Source organism: Janthinobacterium sp. EB271-G4-7A (genome assembly GCF_020858075.1).
Taxonomy (GTDB): domain Bacteria; phylum Pseudomonadota; class Gammaproteobacteria; order Burkholderiales; family Burkholderiaceae_D; genus Janthinobacterium; species Janthinobacterium lividum.
Genome location: NZ_JACYMI010000005.1, coordinates 1 through 18551 on the forward strand (window position 1 = coordinate 1; position 18551 = coordinate 18551).

At 62.7% G+C, this 18551-nt stretch carries 19 protein-coding genes; 10 read left to right on the top strand and 9 right to left on the bottom strand.

Going from position 1 to position 18551, the window contains the following annotated elements:
- Positions 1 to 178: 178 nt before the first annotated feature.
- Complete coding sequence (locus IGS58_RS24855; RefSeq protein WP_070282850.1) at positions 179 to 955, bottom strand: enoyl-CoA hydratase; 777 nt, start codon at positions 953 to 955, stop codon at positions 179 to 181.
- Between the two features lie 189 nt (positions 956 to 1144).
- On the opposite strand from IGS58_RS24855, the gene IGS58_RS24860 reads away from it, so the two are divergent.
- Both IGS58_RS24860 and IGS58_RS24865 read left to right on the top strand, forming a co-directional pair.
- On the top strand, positions 1145 to 2338 hold the full coding sequence (locus IGS58_RS24860; protein ID WP_230523082.1) for an MFS transporter: 1194 nt from the start codon (positions 1145 to 1147) through the stop codon (positions 2336 to 2338).
- 137 nt (positions 2339 to 2475) lie between these two features.
- Positions 2476 to 2913 (top strand): universal stress protein, encoded by a 438-nt coding sequence (locus tag IGS58_RS24865; RefSeq protein WP_070254126.1) that lies wholly within the window; start codon positions 2476 to 2478, stop codon positions 2911 to 2913.
- Between the two features lie 41 nt (positions 2914 to 2954).
- Here the strand turns inward: IGS58_RS24865 and mltA are convergent, their stop codons facing one another.
- Positions 2955 to 4220: a murein transglycosylase A gene (gene mltA, locus IGS58_RS24870; RefSeq protein ID WP_230522966.1), complete on the bottom strand. Its 1266-nt coding sequence runs from the start codon at positions 4218 to 4220 to the stop codon at positions 2955 to 2957.
- 10 nt (positions 4221 to 4230) lie between these two features.
- Between mltA and IGS58_RS24875 the strand changes: the two genes are divergently transcribed.
- Positions 4231 to 4377, top strand: coding sequence for a hypothetical protein (locus IGS58_RS24875; RefSeq protein ID WP_167468630.1), 147 nt, complete (start codon positions 4231 to 4233; stop codon positions 4375 to 4377).
- Between the two features lie 23 nt (positions 4378 to 4400).
- Here the strand turns inward: IGS58_RS24875 and apaG are convergent, their stop codons facing one another.
- Entirely contained in the window at positions 4401 to 4775 is a 375-nt protein-coding gene (gene apaG / locus IGS58_RS24880) for a Co2+/Mg2+ efflux protein ApaG (protein WP_034785627.1), read from the bottom strand.
- A gap of 165 nt (positions 4776 to 4940) precedes the next feature.
- On the opposite strand from apaG, the gene rpe reads away from it, so the two are divergent.
- From rpe to IGS58_RS24915, 7 genes are all read left to right on the top strand, one after another.
- Positions 4941 to 5615, top strand: a complete 675-nt coding sequence (rpe, locus tag IGS58_RS24885) for a ribulose-phosphate 3-epimerase (RefSeq protein ID WP_086145604.1) — start codon at positions 4941 to 4943, stop codon at positions 5613 to 5615.
- A complete protein-coding gene (locus IGS58_RS24890) occupies positions 5615 to 6319 on the top strand; it encodes a phosphoglycolate phosphatase (protein WP_230522967.1) in 705 nt (234 codons plus the stop codon). The genes rpe and IGS58_RS24890 overlap by 1 nt, the downstream gene beginning before the upstream one ends.
- Positions 6320 to 6588: 269 nt before the next feature.
- The gene (gene trpE / locus IGS58_RS24895; RefSeq protein ID WP_092608763.1) at positions 6589 to 8085 is read left to right on the top strand and encodes an anthranilate synthase component I; all 1497 of its coding nucleotides are present in this window, start codon (positions 6589 to 6591) and stop codon (positions 8083 to 8085) included.
- A 1-nt stretch (position 8086) separates the two neighbouring features.
- Positions 8087 to 8650 carry an anthranilate synthase component II gene (locus IGS58_RS24900; protein ID WP_070254122.1) on the top strand — a complete coding sequence of 188 codons (564 nt, stop codon included), beginning with the start codon at positions 8087 to 8089 and terminating at the stop codon, positions 8648 to 8650.
- A 65-nt stretch (positions 8651 to 8715) separates the two neighbouring features.
- Positions 8716 to 9759 carry an anthranilate phosphoribosyltransferase gene (trpD, locus tag IGS58_RS24905; protein ID WP_230522968.1) on the top strand — a complete coding sequence of 348 codons (1044 nt, stop codon included), beginning with the start codon at positions 8716 to 8718 and terminating at the stop codon, positions 9757 to 9759.
- A 33-nt stretch (positions 9760 to 9792) separates the two neighbouring features.
- Entirely contained in the window at positions 9793 to 10593 is an 801-nt protein-coding gene (gene trpC / locus IGS58_RS24910) for an indole-3-glycerol phosphate synthase TrpC (protein WP_230522969.1), read from the top strand.
- A gap of 20 nt (positions 10594 to 10613) precedes the next feature.
- On the top strand, positions 10614 to 11078 hold the full coding sequence (locus tag IGS58_RS24915; protein ID WP_230522970.1) for an energy transducer TonB: 465 nt from the start codon (positions 10614 to 10616) through the stop codon (positions 11076 to 11078).
- On the opposite strand, the gene IGS58_RS24920 is transcribed toward IGS58_RS24915, so the two are convergent.
- The 6 genes from IGS58_RS24920 to IGS58_RS24945 all read right to left on the bottom strand — a co-directional run bounded on the left by IGS58_RS24920 (position 11029) and on the right by IGS58_RS24945 (position 18543).
- Positions 11029 to 12204, bottom strand: coding sequence for a GGDEF domain-containing protein (locus IGS58_RS24920; protein ID WP_099396064.1), 1176 nt, complete (start codon positions 12202 to 12204; stop codon positions 11029 to 11031). The two genes, IGS58_RS24915 and IGS58_RS24920, sit on opposite strands and share 50 nt — an antisense overlap.
- Before the next feature lie 214 nt (positions 12205 to 12418).
- Entirely contained in the window at positions 12419 to 14221 is a 1803-nt protein-coding gene (locus IGS58_RS24925) for a M61 family metallopeptidase (RefSeq protein WP_329958021.1), read from the bottom strand.
- A gap of 117 nt (positions 14222 to 14338) precedes the next feature.
- Complete coding sequence (locus IGS58_RS24930; RefSeq protein WP_070254117.1) at positions 14339 to 14947, bottom strand: nucleotidyltransferase family protein; 609 nt, start codon at positions 14945 to 14947, stop codon at positions 14339 to 14341.
- A gap of 13 nt (positions 14948 to 14960) precedes the next feature.
- On the bottom strand, positions 14961 to 17225 hold the full coding sequence (locus IGS58_RS24935) for a xanthine dehydrogenase family protein molybdopterin-binding subunit (RefSeq protein WP_070254116.1): 2265 nt from the start codon (positions 17223 to 17225) through the stop codon (positions 14961 to 14963).
- Between the two features lie 10 nt (positions 17226 to 17235).
- Complete coding sequence (locus IGS58_RS24940) at positions 17236 to 17694, bottom strand: (2Fe-2S)-binding protein (RefSeq protein WP_034753534.1); 459 nt, start codon at positions 17692 to 17694, stop codon at positions 17236 to 17238.
- A gap of 132 nt (positions 17695 to 17826) precedes the next feature.
- A complete protein-coding gene (locus IGS58_RS24945; protein WP_034785648.1) occupies positions 17827 to 18543 on the bottom strand; it encodes a DsbC family protein in 717 nt (238 codons plus the stop codon).
- Positions 18544 to 18551 lie beyond the last annotated feature (8 nt).

Here is an 18551-nt window from a genome sequence, read left to right on the forward strand (position 1 = left end):
ACTGTATTCGGTTACTGCTTTCGCGCTATCGACAAAGCGTTGTGTTTGTCAGCTGCGAAGAAGGAAGAGTATGAAGCGTTTGCAGCATTTCGTCAACCTTCTTTTTTACTACCCAGCCCCGGAAGGCTGTCCCTTTTGTGCCGCAAACCAGTGCGTCTCATCGGGGAGGCGAATCATATCAAAGACCGTCGAAGTTTGGCAAGCGCTTTTCCAGGAAAGCGTGCATGCCTTCTTTTTGCGCAGGCGTACCGAAGGCAGCCTGGAACAAACGGCGCTCGTAGGCGACGCCATCCGTCAAGGTGGTTTCAAAGGCGCGGTTGACGCAATCCTTGATCATCATGGCAACCGAGGTCGGCATGGCGGCAATGGTCTTGGCGGCGGCCAGGGTTTCTTCCAGCAATTTATCGGCCGGCACCACGCGCGATACGAGGCCGATGCGTTCCGCCTCGGCAGCGTCAATGGTGCGCGCCGTCAGCAACAGGTCCATGGCCTTGGCCTTGCCGATGGCGCGCGGCAGACGCTGCGTACCGCCCGCGCCTGGCGTAACGCCGACCTTGATTTCCGGCTGGCCGAATTTGGCGCTGTCGGCAGCGATCAGGAAGTCGCACATCATGGCCAGTTCGCAGCCGCCACCGAGCGCATAGCCCGCCACTGCGCCCACCACAGGTTTGCGCACGCGCAAGATATGTTCCCAGTTGCGGCTGATGTAGCCCTGGGTAAAGGTGTCCGGATAGGTGTAATCGGCCATGGCGGCGATGTCGGCGCCGGCGGCAAACGCTTTTTCGCTGCCCGTGAGGACGATGCAGCCGATATTCTCGTCGGCATCGAACTTCAGCAAGGCGTCGCCCAGCTCATTCATCATGTTGTCGTTCAAGGCATTCAATGCCTTCGGGCGATTCAGGCGGATGACCGCCACTTTGTCCTGGATATCGATGATCAAGTCTTCGTATTGCATATAGTCTCCTCTGGATGAACACGGTGGCAACGATTGTAGCGGCTAACGGCAGCGGCGCGGCAGGCGCGCTGCTATTATTGTGAGCCTGATCATTTTCATATCGAGCAAGATATTTTCTCCTCCCTCTTCCAGTACTGTGCCCATTACCTGCGAGGCGACGGCAGCGCCGCCAGCGTCAATTTCCGCCGCCTGTGGTTCAGCAACGGCCTCAATTGCTTCGGCGCCCAGATCACCTCGCTGGCCCTGCCCTTGTGCGCGGTACTGTTATTGCATGCGACGCCGGAACAGATGGGCATGCTGGTTGCCCTGCAGGCGCTGCCGTTCGCCCTCTTCGGCTTGCCCGTCGGCGTGCTGCTGGACCGGCGCAGCAAGCACCCGATCATGCTGTTCAGCGAAAGCATGTCCGGCCTGGCTCTGGCCAGCGTGGCCGTGGCTTACTGGTGCGGCGTGCTGTCCATGCCGTGGTTATATATAGTGGGGTTCATCATCGGCACGGGCTTCGTCGTCGGTGGCGGTGCCGAACAGGTGTTTCTGACTTTCCTGGTGGGCCGCGACGGCTTGATCGATGCGCAATCGAAATTTGCCGCCACCGAATCGGCGTCGCGCCTGATCGGTCCCGGCCTGGCCGGCGTGCTGGTGCAAGTCTTGTCAGCGCCCGTCGCCATCCTGTGCACGGCGTGCGGCTATCTGATTTCCGTCTTCAATTTGCGTGCCATGAGCGTGCGCGACCCGCACCCCGCCCCATCCGACAAACATGCCTTGCGCGACATCGCCGACGGCTTGCTGTTCGTCTGGCGCGAACCGCTGCTGCGCGCGCTGGCCTGGGGCGCCGGCATCTGGCACTTCCTGTTTTACGCCAGCATGGCCTTGACGGTGCTGTTCGCCACGCGCGACCTGGGCATGAGTCCTGGCGTGCTGGGCATGACGCAGATGCTGGGCGGCGCCGGCGTCTTGCTCAGCGCCTTCATCGTCAAGCCATTGACGAAGCGCTACGGCGCCGGCCGCACCATCCTGATCGGCCTGGCATCGACCTCGCTCTGCTTTGCCCTGACGCCAACGATTCCCGCCGCGCTGTTCGGCAGCGCTGCCGCCAGCGCCGTGGCGTATGCCATATTGATGTTCTTTTTCGATTGCGGCGTGATGCTGTTCTTTATTCCCTATCTGGGCCTGCGCCAGAAAGTCACGCCCGACCCCATGCTGGGCCGCATGACGTCGACCATGCGCTTCCTGACGGTGGCGACGGCGCCGCTGGGCGCGCTGGCCGCCGGCTGGATCGCGGAACACTTTGGCGTGCGCAATGGCCTTGCCTGCATCGCGGCCGGCAGCATCCTGTTGACAGCCGCCATGGTGTGGGGCACGCCGCTGCGTAGCGTGCGCACCTGATGCGATGAACAGGCATACACTGCTAAAAGATTGCCTTGGCGACACTATTCACGCCAAAGCCTGTGAGGTTTGATTTATATCAAGGTTTCAATTGATATAAATCCATAAGCTGTCTTACATCACTTGAGGAGCACGCTATGTTTAATACCATCTTATTTCCCACCGACGGCTCGCCGTTGTCCGACAAAGCCGCCGAGACCGCCCTCGCCTTCGCCCAATTGAACAAAGCCAAGCTGGTCGCCATCAGCGTGGTGCAGCCTTTCCCGTTTTCGCCGATGGCCGACGGCGGCATCGTGCTCGACGCCAGCCTGTATGAACAACAGATGCAGGAAGCGTCGCAACGCGCCATCGACAAGATCGGCGCAGCGGCCCGCACCGCCGGCGTGCCCTTCGAAGGCGTGGTGGCCGTGTCACCGAGCCCGCACGATGAAATCGTCAATGCGGCGCAGACCTACCATTGCGACATCATCCTGATGGCCTCGCATGGCCGCAAGGGCTTGAACAAGCTGTTCGTGGGCAGCGAAACGCAAAAAGTGCTGGCCCACACGCACTTGCCAGTGATGGTTCTGCGCTAAGCTGACGCCAGACCATCACCCGCCGGCGCCGCGCACCTCCTCTAGCGCGCCGGTGCCTGCTTCGGCAACAACACCCACACGGCGCCGCTCTGCTTCATGCGGCCCGCATTCTCGGCCGCTTCCGCGCCAAAGCCAAAGAAATAATCGACACGGATCGGCCCGCGAATGGCGCCGCCCGTATCCTGCGCCATCACCAGGCGCTGCATGGGGATCTCGCTATTGGCTTGCGTGGTGGACAAGAACACGGGCGCGCCCAGCGGCAGGAAACGCGAATCGATGGCTACCGAGCGCTGCGGCGTCAGCGGCACGCCCAGCGCGCCCTTCGGCCCCACTTTCGGGTCGGGCAAGCGCTCTTCCTTGAAGAAGACATAACTGGGATTGGCGTTGAACAATTCATCCTTGCGCGTGGGATGGCCGGCGATCCACGCCTTGATGCCTTGCGCGGATGCCTGGCTCAAGGTCAGTTCGCCCTTGTCGACCAGGTAGCGGCCGATCGATTTATACGGATGGCCGTTTTGATCCGCGTACGCCACGCGCACGGTTTCCTGCGTATCGGTCAACTGCACGCGCCCGGAACCCTGCACTTGCAGGAAGAATGCCTCGACTTCGTCATCCACCCACAGCAATTCCTTGCCCGTGACGGAGGTGGCGCGCTCGATGTCGGCGCGGGTTGCGTACGGTATCACCTTCTTGCCGACCAGCTTGCCCCGCAAGCGCATGTTTTTCAGTTCCGGATACACGCCGGCCAAGTCCACCGAAACCAGGTCGTCAGGCACCTTGTACAGCGGTGTCTGGTATGGACCGCCGCGCTTGCGCGCGCCGTGCAGCAATGGCTCGTAATAACCGGTCACCAGTCCAGTATTGGCGCCATCGGCGGTGACGACTTGATTGGGCACAAAGAAGGTCTCGAAAAACAGGCGGATGGCCTTGTCGCTGTCGGCATTCACCTGGCGCGCAATCGTGCACGATTCTTTCCAGTCCGGACGCTTGACGAGCACGCCGCACGACGCCATGAAGGCGGGCCAGGCCGCGCGCATGTCGTCGCGGGCCCAGCCAGGCAAGGCGGCAAACTTGGCGGGCACGAATGTGGGGGCTGCCGCATCCGTGGCATCCTTGGCGTCGGCAGGCTTGGCCGGCACCGGCCTGACGACGGTCGGCGCGATGGCGGGCGCCTTGCCGCTGGAGGCAGCGGGTGGCGTGGACGGCGTGGTGCAGGCGGAAAGAGTCAGCGCGACGCCGGCGATTGAAACGAGTAGACTACCGCGTGTAAACAGACGGCTGGTAAATGGGCTGCGTGTAAATAACATAGGGGTGCGTATGTGGATCTTGATGATAGAGGCGCTGGTGGCGTTCTTCTTGCTGGCATTTATAGTCTGGTGGACCATGTACTCGGGCAAAAAGCCCGCACCGCCGGCGCGCAAGCAGCTCAGTGAAGAACAGGACGCCACCGAAAAACTGAAATAGGGGCGCACGCCCCCGGCGTTTCCTTAATGCAGGGTGCGCGGCACCGACAGCACGAACTCGGGAATCGGCGCTTCGAACTGATGGCCGTCTTCGGCCACGCAAAAGTATTCGCCATGCATCGAGCCTTGCGGCGTGCCCAGCATGGTGCCGCTCGTGTATTCGAACTGCTCGCCCGGCTGCAGCAGCGGCTGGTGGCCGACGGCGCCCAGGCCGCGTACCTCTTCCACCTTGTTGTTCGCATCCGTGATGACCCAGTGGCGCGAAATCAGTTGCGCGCCAGCCGTGCCCGTGTTGACGACGCGGATCGTGTAGCTGAACACGTGCCGCCCCTGGTCCGGTGCCGATTGATCGGGCAGATATTGCGTCTTGACCGTTACCGTAAATTCATAAGTCGCCATCGTCATTCCTATTCAGACATTGCCAGTCATATTGTGTGTCGCGCGCGCCGCATTGGCCATCGCGCGATGCGTATTCTGTATTTCACCGTACTTCAATGAGGCACGGTAGCGGCGTCAGGCGTAAAATAGCGCAAATCGCATTTTCTATCCTTTGGCTACTTCACCATGACAACATTCCGTATCGCTCCCAGCATCCTGTCCGCCGACTTTGCCCGCCTGGGCGAGGAAGTGCGCAACGTCGTTACCGCCGGCGCCGACATCATCCACTTCGACGTGATGGATAACCATTACGTGCCGAACCTGACCATCGGCCCCCTGGTGTGCGAAGCGATCCGCCCGCACGTGCAAGTACCCATCGATGTGCATCTGATGGTCAAGCCTGTCGATCGCATTATCCCGGATTTCGCCAAGGCTGGCGCGAACATCATCACCTTTCACCCGGAAGCGTCGGATCACGTCGACCGTTCGCTGCAGCTGATCCGCGACAATGGCTGCAAATCGGGCCTGGTATTCAACCCGGGCACGCCGCTGCACTACCTGGAACACGTGATGGACAAGATCGACATCATCCTGATCATGTCCGTCAACCCGGGCTTCGGCGGCCAGTCCTTCATTCCGCAAGCGCTGAAGAAGATCGCCGAGGCACGCCGCATGATCGACGAGTCGGGCCGTGACATCATGCTGGAAGTCGATGGCGGCATCAAGATCGACAACATCGCCGCTGCCGCCGCCGCCGGCGCCGACACCTTCGTCGCCGGTTCGGCCATCTTCGGCAAGCCGGACTACAAGGCCGTCATCGACGCCATGCGCGCCGAGCTGGCCAAAGTAGCGGGCGCCTGATGCAAGCGGGCACGGTGAAAGACCACGTACTGGCCGGCGTGCGCGCCGCCATCATCGACCTCGATGGCACGATGCTCGACACCGTGCCCGATTTTCATGTCGCCATCAATGGCATTCGCGCCGAACTGGACCTGGCGCCCATCAGCGCCGACGCCATCAAGCTGATGGTGGGCAAAGGCTCGGAAAACCTGATCCGCACCGTGCTGGCGCTCGACTTCGATGCGGCCGGCGTGGAACAGCGTTTCGAGCAGGCGATGGACGGTTACCAGCGCCATTACCTGGCCATCAACGGCCAGTTCAGCACCCTATACCCGGATGTGGAAGCGGGACTGGCGGCGATGAAGGCGGCGGGCTTGCGCCTGGCCTGCGTCACCAACAAGCCGATCGCCTTCGCTCTGCCCCTGCTGAAACTGAAAAACCTGGACCAGTATTTCGAGATCGTCTACGGCGGCGATTCGCTGCCGCAGAAAAAACCGCACCCCATGCCGCTGCTGCAAGTGTGCGCGGACTTCGACTTGCCGCCCTCCAAAGTGGTGGCCATCGGCGACTCCTCGAATGACGCACAAGCGGCCAGGGCTGCGGCTTGCCCCGTACTGACGGTACCGTATGGCTACAATCACGGACACTCTATACACGATACCGATTCCGATGGTATAGTAAAGACACTGCTCGAAGCAGCCCGTTTTATTAGCATGCAAAATTAACCAGCATACTGACCAAACCCAACACCATATCGTGAACACGTTTCTCATCAAAAAACACAATGTCACCCAAACCGGCTCGATTGAGGCCTGGCTTTGGCGACGCTGGCAATCCTGGCAGGCCTAAGGGCCGAGCCGTTACGATTGCTGCCGGCTGCACACGCGTCCTTTGCGCATTTTGCGCATATTGCATGTCCCGGCAAGTTTTTTGATAACCCACCGCAGGGTTTGTGCACTATGCACACTCATACCCTGGCGGCATGGAGAGAAACATGACCGAACTCGAATTCAAATCGCTGGCCCAGCAAGGCTACAACCGCATCCCCCTGATCGCGGAAGCGTTCGCCGACCTGGAAACCCCGCTCACCCTGTACCTGAAACTGGCACAATCCCAACAGGGCGGCAAGAACACCTTCCTGCTCGAATCCGTCGTCGGCGGCGAACGCTTCGGCCGCTACTCCTTCATCGGCTTGCCCGCCACGACCGTGTTGCGCAGCTACGGCAAGCGCACCGAAATCGTCAAGAACGGCACAGTGATCGAAGAACACGAAGGCAATCCGCTCGACTTCATCGAACAGTTCCAGTCGCGCTTCAAGGTGGCCCTGCGCCCCGGCATGCCGCGCTTCTGCGGCGGCCTGGCCGGCTACTTCGGCTACGACACCGTGCGCCACATCGAGAAAAAACTGGCCGGCGGCGCGCCGAAAGACGACTTGAAGCTGCCCGACATCCAGCTGATGGTGACGGAAGAACTGGCCGTCATCGACAACCTGTCCGGCAAGCTCTACCTGATCGTCTACGCCGACACCACGCAGCCCGAATCGTTTTCGAAAGCGCAGCAGCGCCTGAAGGACTTGCGCATGATGCTGCGCCGCGGTGTCGATGCACCCGTCACCAGCGCTTCCGTGCGCACGGAAACCATCCGCGACTTTTCCAAGGAAGACTACCTGAAGGCCGTCGCCAAGGCGCATGAATACGTGATGGCGGGCGACCTGATGCAGGTACAGATCGGCCAGCGCATCCGCAAGCCGTATGTCGATTCGCCGCTGACACTGTACCGCGCCTTGCGTTCGCTCAATCCGTCGCCGTATATGTACTTCTATAATTTCGGCGACATGCAGATCATCGGCGCCTCGCCGGAAATCCTGGTGCGCAACGAGAAGACGGCGGACGGCGGCAAGAAAGTCACCTTGCGTCCGATTGCCGGCACCCGTCCACGCGGCGCCACGCCAGAGCGCGACGCCGAACTGTCGGCCGAGCTGCTGGCCGATCCGAAGGAGATCGCCGAGCACGTGATGCTGATCGACCTGGCGCGCAACGACATCGGCCGCATTGCCGAGACGGGCAGCGTGCACGTCACCGACCGCATGGTCATCGAAAAATACTCGCATGTGCAACACATCGTCTCGAACGTGGAGGGCAAGCTGAAGGATGGCCTGTCGAACCTGGACGTACTGCGCGCAACCTTCCCCGCCGGCACCCTGACGGGCGCGCCGAAAGTGCGCGCCATGGAAGTGATCGACGAACTGGAAATCACCAAGCGCGGCATCTACGGCGGCGCCTGCGGCTACCTGTCGTTTGGCGGCGAAATGGACGTGGCGATCGCCATCCGCACGGGCGTGGTCAAGGACGGCATGCTGTATGTGCAGGCCGCGGCCGGCATCGTGGCCGACTCCATCCCCGAAATGGAATGGCAGGAAACCGAAAACAAGGCGCGCGCCGTACTGCGCGCCGCCGAACAAGTGCAAGATGGCCTGGATGGAGGGTTTTAAGATGCTGCTGATGATCGACAACTACGACTCCTTCACCTACAACATCGTGCAGTATTTCGGCGAGTTGGGCGAAGACGTGCGGGTCTACCGCAACGATGAAATCACGATCGCACAGATCGAGGCGCTGAACCCGGACCGCATCTGTATCTCGCCCGGGCCGAAAGCGCCGGCACAGGCGGGTATTTCGGTGGAAGTGCTCAAGCACTTCGCCGGCAAGAAACCGATATTGGGCGTGTGCCTGGGCCACCAGGCCATCGGCGAAGCGTTTGGGGGCAAGGTCATCCGCGCCAAGCAAGTCATGCATGGCAAGACTTCCCTCATCGCGCATACGGGCGTGGGCGTTTTCAAAGGCATGCCCAGCCCCTTCACAGTGATCCGCTACCACTCTTTGGCGATCGAACGCGCCTCGCTGCCTTCCTGCCTGGAAGTGACGGCGTGGACGGACGACGGCGAAATCATGGGCGTGCGCCACCGGGAATACGATATCGAGGGCGTGCAGTTCCACCCCGAATCGATCCTCTCGGAGCACGGCCACGCCCTGCTGAAGAACTTTCTCGAGCGCTGATTTTCCGCGCACGCCACGGCGTGCCATCAGTGTCGTCCTGCGCCATCATTGAAGAAGGAAGCATCATGCCGATCACCCCACAAGAAGCCCTGCTGCGCTGCATCGAACACCGCGAAATCTTTCACGACGAAATGCTGTACCTGTTCCGCCAGATCATGTCCGGCGAAATGTCGCCCACCATGATCGCAGCCCTGACCATGGGCTTGCGCGTGAAAAAGGAAACCATCGGCGAAATCGCCGCCGCCGCGCAAGTGATGCGCGAGTTTTCCACCAAGGTGCCCATGGCCGACACCACCAACCTGCTCGACATCGTCGGCACGGGCGGCGACGGCGCGCACACTTTCAATATTTCCACCGCCTCGATGTTCGTCGCGGCGGCGGCCGGCGCGCGCGTCGCCAAGCATGGCGGGCGCAGCGTCTCGTCCTCGTCCGGCAGCGCCGACGTGCTGGACTCCCTGGGCGTCAACATCAACCTGCAGCCCGAGCAGATCGCCCAGTCGATCGCGCAGACGGGCATCGGCTTCATGTATGCGCCGAACCACCATGCGGCCATGAAGCATGCGGCGCCCGTGCGCAAGGAGCTGGGCGTGCGCACGATTTTCAACATCCTCGGTCCGCTGACGAATCCGGCCGGTGCGCCGAACATCCTGATGGGCGTGTTCCATGCCGACCTGGTCGGCATCCAGGTGCGCGTGCTGCAGCGCCTGGGCGCGCAGCACGCCATCGTCGTGTATGGCCGCGACAATATGGATGAAGTCTCGCTCGGTGCCTCTACCCTCGTCGGCGAACTGGTCAACGGCGAAATCCGCGAATATGAAATCCATCCCGAAGACTTCGGCATGTCGATGATCGCCAGCCGCAACCTGAAGGTGGCCGATGCCGCCGAATCGAAGGCCAAGATGATGGAAGCGCTGCGCGGCGAGCCCGGTGCCGCTGCCGACATCGTCGCCCTGAACGCGGGCACGGCGCTGTACGCGGCCGGCGTGGCCAGCTCGATCGAAGACGGCCTGGCGCGCGCGCGCACCGCCGTCAGCTCGGGCGCGGCGCTGGCAAAACTCGATCAATTCGTGCAGGTCACGCAGCAGCTGGGCCCCCCGGCGCAAGCGTAAGCCACCGCCCTCCTTTATAGAATAGCGACCATCATGTCCGACATACTCGATAAAATCCTGGCCGTGAAGGCCGATGAAGTGGCCAAGGCCAAAGCCCGCCGCAGCCTGGCCAGCCTGCGCGGCGACGTGGAAAGCGACAGCGCACTGCGCGCCGGCCTGCGCGGCTTTGAAGCGAGCTTGCGCCAGCACATCGCCGCCGGCAAGCCCGGCATCATCGCCGAAGTGAAAAAAGCGTCGCCGTCGAAAGGCGTGATCCGCGCCGACTTCCGTCCGGCTGATATCGCCGCCAGCTATGCGGCGCATGGCGCGGCTTGCCTGTCCGTGCTGACGGACGAACAGTTCTTCCAGGGATCCGTGGAGTATCTGCAGCAGGCGCGCGCCGCCTGCGCCATCCCCGTGCTGCGCAAGGATTTCATGGTCGACATGTACCAGATCTATGAAGCGCGGGCCATGGGCGCCGACTGCATCCTCCTGATCGTCGCGGCGCTCGACCATGGCCTGATGGCGGAGATGGAAGCGTGCGCCCACGAACTGGGCATGGGCGTGCTGATCGAAAGCCACGACGGCGAAGAGCTGACGGCGGCCCTGAAACTCAAGAGCGCGCTGATCGGCATCAACAACCGCAATCTGCGCACCTTCGAAACGTCGCTCGACACGACCATCAATCTCTTGCCGCGCATCCCGCAAGACAGATTGATCATCACGGAATCGGGCATCCACAGCACGGCCGACGTGCAACGCATGCGCGACGCGCACATCCACAGCTTCCTCGTGGGCGAAGCGTTCATGCGCGCGCCAGACCCCGGCGTGGAGCTGGAACGCCTGTTCAGCTAAACCATGGTAGGCTGGCAGGCATGAGACACGCGATAATCGTCCTTGCCGCCGCCAGCCTGCTGTCGGCTTGCCAGATTGCGGCCCCGCCAGCGGCGCGCACGCCCACACCTACGCCCGCTCCCACGCCCGCCGCAATACAGCTCGCCGCCAGCATCGACGCCTACAAATCACTGGTGGCGCAGCAGATCATGGAGGCCAACGCTGCATACACGTTCAGCGGACGCCTGCCGCCCATGCTGCCGGCCATCGTCGTGCTCGACCTGAGCGTGGGGCCCGACGGCGAGCTGAAAAGCGTGCATGTCCACCGTTCGCGCGACAGCGAAGCATCGGCTGCGGCCCTGGCCGCCGTGCGGCGCGTGCAGGCGCCCTTTCCACCGGCGGCACACCTGATGCGCCGCCATGCCAAGACCTTCGATTTTTCCGAAACCTTCCTGTTCAACGACCAGTACCGATTCCAGCTGCGGACATTGTCCGGTCCACAGTAAGCGCAGCGGTATCGAGTTCGATGCGGTCGCGTCCCCGCTCCTTGGCCAGGTACAGGGCCGCATCGGCGCGCGACAGCAACTGTTCCAGCCCTTCCACCACCGATGCCTGGCAAGCGACGCCGATGCTGACCGTACACGAAGGCAGTCCCGCATGACTGGACTCACGCAGCAAGGTGCGGATGCGTTCGGCCACGCCCAGCGCACTTTGCGCCGGCATGTCCGGCATCAGCACGACGAATTCCTCGCCGCCGTAACGCGCAACGCAATCCGATTCGCGCAAGGCCCCGCCGATGACAGTGGCCACATGCGCCAGCACCTGGTCGCCCACCGCGTGACCGTAGCGGTCATTGATCGATTTGAAGTAATCGAGGTCTATGCTGAGCAGTGTCAGCGGCAAACGGCGGCGCCGCAGATTGCCCATTTCGCGCGCATAGGCATCGCCAAAGCCGCGCCGGTTCAGCACCTGCGTCAGCGGATCGTGGGTCGAGCGGCGCTCCAGTATCTGCTGCAGGCGACGCGTCGCCACCGTCATGAAGCCCACCGTCAGCAGCAGCGCCATGAAATTGGCGACCGCCAGATAGATGCCGGCCGGCGTGCCGGCCACCGTCAGGTTCACGCTGGCGCCGCCATGCAGCAAGGCAGACACGCCGCGCGCCAGCACCACGATCGCCTGCGTCAGCATCAGCGCGCCAAAGAAAAAACTCGAGAAATGGCGCTCGCCATGGCGCCACACCAACTGCGCCTGGCGGGCGTAAAACAGGAAGACCAGCAGGGAGAAGACCGCCACGCGCGCCGAGAAATCAGGGTGCACCAGCAGCCACCAGCTATTGCCGGCGATGGCCAGGGCAAGTATCAGCAGATAGGCGCGGCGGCTGGGCGCCAGGCCAAAGAATGTCTCCGTGCCCAGCATCGACAGGCCGATGCCCGCCACCAGCGCCGCATTGGCCGCGATCACGGACAATGCCGGCGGCAGCACTTCGCGGGTGCCGAACAGCAGGGACGCGCACACCAGCAACAGTAAACCGGCCGCCCAATGTCCCAGGCCATGCACCTCGCGCCGGAAACTGCGATACACCGAGAACATGACGATGCTCATCGCCCCGCACATCAGGGTCGTCATCAGCATGATGGTTCGAGGATCGAGGGTTTGCACGTTGGCGCGATCTAAAAGAAGCGGTTCGGCAATTTTAGTTTAGTTAAAGAAAAATTAGTTCATTTACGGTAAATATGATGGCAAGCCGCCAGTTCAGCGGATGAGTTGCATTTGAGAAATTGCTACTTGCAATAAAAAAACCGGCCAGTGACGGCCGGTTTTCTGTCCTACTGCATGACAAACTGCATCATGCCGCGCTAGGACGCTTCGGTCCCGCGGCTTTCTTTGGCGCCGGCAGCAGGGTCAAGCTGACACCTGGCACGCGGTCGCCCTGCAGCACTACCGCGAACGTCATCAGCTCGTCGCGGCGGAAGGCGTGCACCGCCACCTTCGCGCCCACCGCATAGCGGCCCAGCAAGGTGTCCAGGTTGGTGCCCGTCACGCGCAAGCCGTCGATGGCCACCAGCACGTCGCCCGCCGAAAGACCGGCCACGTGGGCAGCGCCGCCCTGGTGCACCTGCGCCAGCTTGGCATCGTTGCCGTCGCGGCCCAGGTTGACGTCCAGGCTGGCCTTTTCCGCCTTGCGCGCATCGCTGTATTTCACGCCGAACGGCGCCAGCAGGCGCGCCAGCGGCACGTCGTCCGTGCCGCGGATGTAGCGCTCGAAGAACGGCTTCATGCGCGTGCCGGCAATCTCATCGAACAGGGCTTCAACTTCCGCCGGCGTCACGCCGCGCGCTTTGCCCTTGTAGAAATCGCGGCCATAGCGCTGCCACAAGGCCTGCATCACGTCGTCCAGCGACTTTGCGCCGTTCGTCTTGCTGCGGATCGTCAGATCGAAGGCCAGCGCGATCAGCGAACCCTTGGTGTAATAGCTGACGATGGCATTCGGCGCGTTTTCATCCTGGCGGTAGTACTTGCCCCAGGCGTCGAAGCTGGAATCGGCCACGCTTTGCTTGGTGCGGCCGCTGCCGCGCAAGACGCTGTTGACGGTTTTCCCGAGCAGCTTGAAATAGGCTGCCTCGTCGATCAGGCCCGCGCGCACCAGCATCAGGTCATCGTAATAGCTGGTGAAGCCTTCGAACAGCCACAGCAGCGGCGAATAGCTTTCCGCCTGCAGGTTGTACGGCGCAAAAGCGGCCGGCTTGATGCGCTTGACGTTCCAAGTGTGGAAGTACTCGTGGCTGCACAGGCCCAGGAATTTCAGGTAGCCGTCGCCGATCTCCGTGCTGGTCGACGCCGTCGTCGGCAAATCGGCGCGCGCGCAGATCAGCGCCGTCGAGGCGCGGTGTTCGAGGCCGCCGTAACCGTCGCCGACGGCCATGGTCATGAACACATAGCGGTCCATCGGCGCCTTCTTGGTCTTCGGCTCGAAGAAGGCGATCTGTGTTTCGCAGATGGCTTTCAGGTCGCGGCACAGACGGTCCAGGTCCAGGTTCGGCACCTTGCCCGTGACGACGATATCGTGCGGCACGCCATGCGCGGTAAAGGTGGCCAGCGCGAAGTCGCCCATCTCCACCGGGTGGTCGATCAGCTCATCGTAATTGGCCGCCTGGTAGCTGCCGAAGCCATAGCGCTTCGCTTTCAGTTCCGGCAGGGTGGTGGCCACCTTCCAGGACTTGCAGGCCGCATCCTTCGGCTGCACGATGTGCACTTCATGCGGCTCGGCCTCCTGGCCCAGCACGCGCAGGAACACGCTGGTGCCGTTGAAGAAGCCGTGATTCTGGTCCAGGTGGGCGGCGCGCACGGACAGGTCCCAGGCATACACGTCGTATTCCACCGTCAACGGGCCTTTGCAAGGGGCGGCTTGCCACGAGTGCTTGTCCAATTTGGTCAGCGCCACGGCCTTGCCTTCGGACTCGGCGCGGATGCTGACGATGTTGCGCGAAAATTCGCGGATCATGTAGCTGCCCGGGATCCAGGCCGGCAAGGACAAGACCTGGCCGATGGCGGCCGGCGACTTGACTGTCAACGTCACCTTGAACATGTGGCCGGCCAGGTCGGCAGCGGCGATGCTGTAGATGATGCCGGCGGCTGGTGTGGTTTTCACTGCGGTTTTCGCTACGGCTTTGCTTGTGGCTTTGCCGCTTGCCTTGGCTCCCGCCTTGGCGGTGATTTTTTGAATCGGTGCTTTCTTCATGTTTTCCTCGTGTCTGGCATGGATGTTCTACAATCGCCCGGGTGCGCCAGGCACCGGCGACAAATCGTCAGGTGTATCAATATCGCGCAAGATGCCGCTGTCGTCCACTGTCACTTCGCATACGGCATGGCTGTTGACGATGCTGCGCGCGCCCTGGTCGCCATCGAGCGCCAGCAGCAGCGGCAAGTGAAAGGCGCTGAAGGCAACAGGATTGCCGCGCCGGCCCTGGAACACGGGCACGGCGATGTGCGCGCCATCGCCGATGGCTTGCGACAAGGCAGCGATTGTAGCCGCTTCCACCCAGGGCATGTCGCCCAGGGCGATCAGCCAGCCCGGCGCGCCGCGCACGTAATCGATGGCGCAGGTGAGCGAGGCAGCCATGCCCGTGTCGGCGTCATGGCAGACGCGCACCTCGCAGCCCAGCGCACCGAGCACGCGCGCCACCTGCGTATCGTCGGCACGCACCACGGCCAGCACGCGCGGCAAGGCCGCCAGCATGGCTTTTGCGGCAACCGCCACCACCGGCAAGCCCGCATGCGGGCCTTCGGCCAGCGGCTGCAATAATTTATTCTGTACGCCGGAAGGGTCGAACCTGCGCCCCCTTCCGGCTGCCAGCAAGATGCCGACCGTACTCAAAAAACCGCTGCCGTCATGCGGCCGCCAGGTCGAATGGCAGCTTGCGCAGGCGCTTGCCCGTCAGCGCGAACAGCGCATTGGCGAATGCGGGCGCCAATGGCGGCACGCCCGGTTCGCCCATGCCCGTTGGCGCGTCGCCCGATGGCACCAGGTGCACCTCGATCACCGGCATGTCTTGCATGCGCGGTACGGGGTAGTCGCCGAAGTTCTGCTGCTCCACCACGCCATCCTTGAGCGTGATGGCCGCACCGGGGATGGTCATGCCCAGCGCCATCAGCGCGGCTCCCTGTACTTGCGCCTCGATCGTCAAGGGGTTGACGGCCAGGTTGCAATGCACGCCGGCCCATACCTGGTGCAGCTTGGGCGCGCCTTCCACCACGGAAGCCGTCACCACGTAGGCGACGACGGAATTGAACGATTCATGCATGGCCACGCCCCAGGCCTGCCCTTTCGGCAGCTTCTTCTTGCCATAGCCGGACTTGGCCACGGCCAGGTCCAGCGCGGCGATGTGGCGCGTGTGCCTGGCGTCGATCAGCTGCTTGCGGTAGGCGACGGGGTCCATCTTCGCCACGTGCGCCGCCTCGTCGATCAGGGTTTCCATGACGAAGGCCGTGTGCGTCGAGCCGACGGAGCGCCACCACAGCACAGGCACGTTCGCCTTGGCCGTGTGCACGGACAGCTTCATCGGCAGGGTGTACGGCTCGCCCATGCCTTCGACCATGGTGCCGTCGACGCCATTTTTCACCATGAAGGCTTCGAATGGCGTGCCGGCCATGATGGACTGGCCCACGATGGTGTGGTCCCAGGCGAGGATTTTCCCTTTGGCGTCGAGACCGATCTGCGCGCGGTGCACATGCGACGGCCGGTAGTAGCCGCCCTTGATGTCATCCTCGCGGCTCCACATCAGCTTTAAGGGGCCGCTCTTGCCCGCCGCCCTGTATGCCTTGGCGACGTTGACGGCTTCGACCACATAATCGGACGAGGGCACGGCGCGCCGGCCGAAGCCGCCGCCAGCCATCATGGTGTGCAGCGTCACCTGCCCGGGTTTCAGGCCGGAAGTAGCCGCGATGGCCGCCTGGTCGCCGGTCTGGAATTGCGAGCCCACCCACATCGTGCATTTGTCCGCTTGCAGGTCGACGACGCAGTTGAGCGGCTCCATCGGCGCGTGCGCCAGGTAGGGGAACTCGTACACGGCTTCGATCTTTTTCGGCGCCTTGGCCAGCTTGTCCATGTCGGCAGGTTTGGCGACCGTGCCCGGCGTTTTCGCCAGCGCCTTGAAGGCGGCCAGCTGCTTGTCGCTGCTGACCTTTTCCACGGCGCTCGTATCCCACTCGATCACCAGCGCGTCGCGTCCCTGCTTGGCGGGCCAGTAGCCGTCGGCGATGACGGCCACGCCGCTGCCGCCACGGTCGGTCTTCACTTCCAGCACCTCGAGCACGCCCTTGATGGCTTTCGCCTTGCTGGCGTCGAATTTCGCCACCTTGGCGCCAAACACGGGCGGGCGCGCCACCATGGCCACTTTCGCGCCGGGCGGCTTGAAATCGATGCCGAACTGCTGTTTTCCCGTGGACTTGGCGGCCGCGTCGAGGCGTTTCACGGGTTTGCCGATGATGACAAATTCGCGCGGGTCTTTCAGCTTGACGGTGGCGGGCACGGGTTGGCGCATGGCCGCGTCGGCAAACTCGCCATACGTCGCCTTTTGTCCGCCAGGGCCATACAGCACGCCCTTGGCGGCACGCACCTGGTCGGGACTGACCTTCCACTGCGCGGCAGCGGCGCCCACCAGCATCGCGCGCGCCTTGGCGCCGATTTCGCGGTACTGCGTAAACGAGTGGGCGATGCTGCCCGAACCGCCCGTCATCTGCATGCCGTAGGCGGCATCCTTGTACTGCTCGCCGGCCGGCGCCAGGGCGCCGTGCACCAGGCTCCAGTCGGCGTCGAGTTCCTCGGCGATCAGCATGGGCAAGCTCGTTTGCACGCCCTGGCCGAATTCCAGCCGGTTCACCTGCACCGTCACCGTGTTATCGGGAGCGATGTGCAAGAAGGCGTTCGGCGCATACACGGGCTTGGCGGGCGCGGCATCGGCCGCCTGCGCCAGCTTGCCTGCGCCGGGCAGGAAAAAGCCCAGCATCAAGCCGCCGCCGGCCGCAGCGCCGGCCTTCATGAAACCGCGCCGCGACACGCCATCGGCAACGGCCACCGGCGCCGATGCCAGCGCCGCGCCCAGGGTCACCCCGCCATGCTGCAATGCTTCCTGATTCAACCATTCGATACGCATGTCGCTCTCCTCAGGCCAGGGTCTTGGCCGCGTCCTTGATGGCTGCGCGGATCCGTTGATAGGTGCCGCAGCGGCAGATATTGCCGCTCATGGCGCCGTCGATGTCGGCATCGCTGGGCGCCTTGTTGGTGCGCAGCAGCGCCGTGGCGCTCATCACCTGGCCGCTTTGACAGTAGCCGCATTGCGGCACGTCGTGGCGTACCCATGCCGCCTGCACGGCCTTGCCAACCTGGTCGTTTTCCATCGCTTCGATGGTGGTGATCTTTTGCGCGCCCACCGAGGAAATCGGCGTGATGCAGGAGCGGATCGGCTGGCCGTCGAGGTGCACCGTGCAGGCCCCGCACAGGGCCGCGCCGCAACCGAACTTGGTGCCCGTCATATTCAGGTTGTCGCGCAGCGCCCACAGGATGGGCGTGGAAGGATCGGCGTCGACCTGCGTGTCGCGTCCGTTGATATTCAAGGTAATCATCTGCTGCTTCCCCTTTTTTGGATTGTTATGGCGTCTACGAACAACACTTGATGATACGACAGCGGAAAAAAGTGCAAAAAAAAGCGCGCCTTGCGAGGGCGCGCCGTCCAGCCTTCCTGGCGACAGCCCGGATTACTTAATGGTCGAGAATTTCTGTTCCAGCGTCTTCGCATCGACCGCGCCCGGAATGCGGCTGCCGTCGGCAAAGAAGATGGCTGGCGTGCCCGAGACGCGCAATTGCTGGCCCAGGGCGAGGATTTTTTCATGCGGGTTGGCGCAGGTGGCGGCCACCGTGGCCGGCGCCTTGCCGTTCAACATCCAGTCATCCCAGGCCTTGTTGCGGTCCGGCGCGCACCAGACATTGCGCGACTTGACGATGGAGTCGGGCGACAGGATGTTGTACATGAAGGTGTAGACGGTGACGTTGTCGATTTCCTTCAGCGCATTCTGGCGGAAACGCTTGCAATAGCCGCAGTTCGGATCTTCGAACACGGCGATCACGCGCTTGCCATTGCCCTTGACGGTCTTCATGGCGGAATCGAGCGGCAAGTCGGAGAACTTGATGCGATTGACTTCGTCCAGGCGCACCTTGGTCAGGTCTTGCGACGTCTTGGCGTCGAAGACGTGGCCGACGAACAGGTATTGCGCGGCTTTATCCGTGTACAGGATATCGCCGCCCGTGCGCACTTCGTACAGGCCGCCGTACGGCGTTTCCTTGACCGAATCGACCTTGGCGCCTTCGCCCAGGCGCGGCTCGATCAGCTTTTTGATGTTCGCTTCCGTCGGCGTTTCCGCGCCGGCGCACGACATCATCAGGCCCGAGGCCAGTACCAATGCGATTCTGCTCATTTTTATCA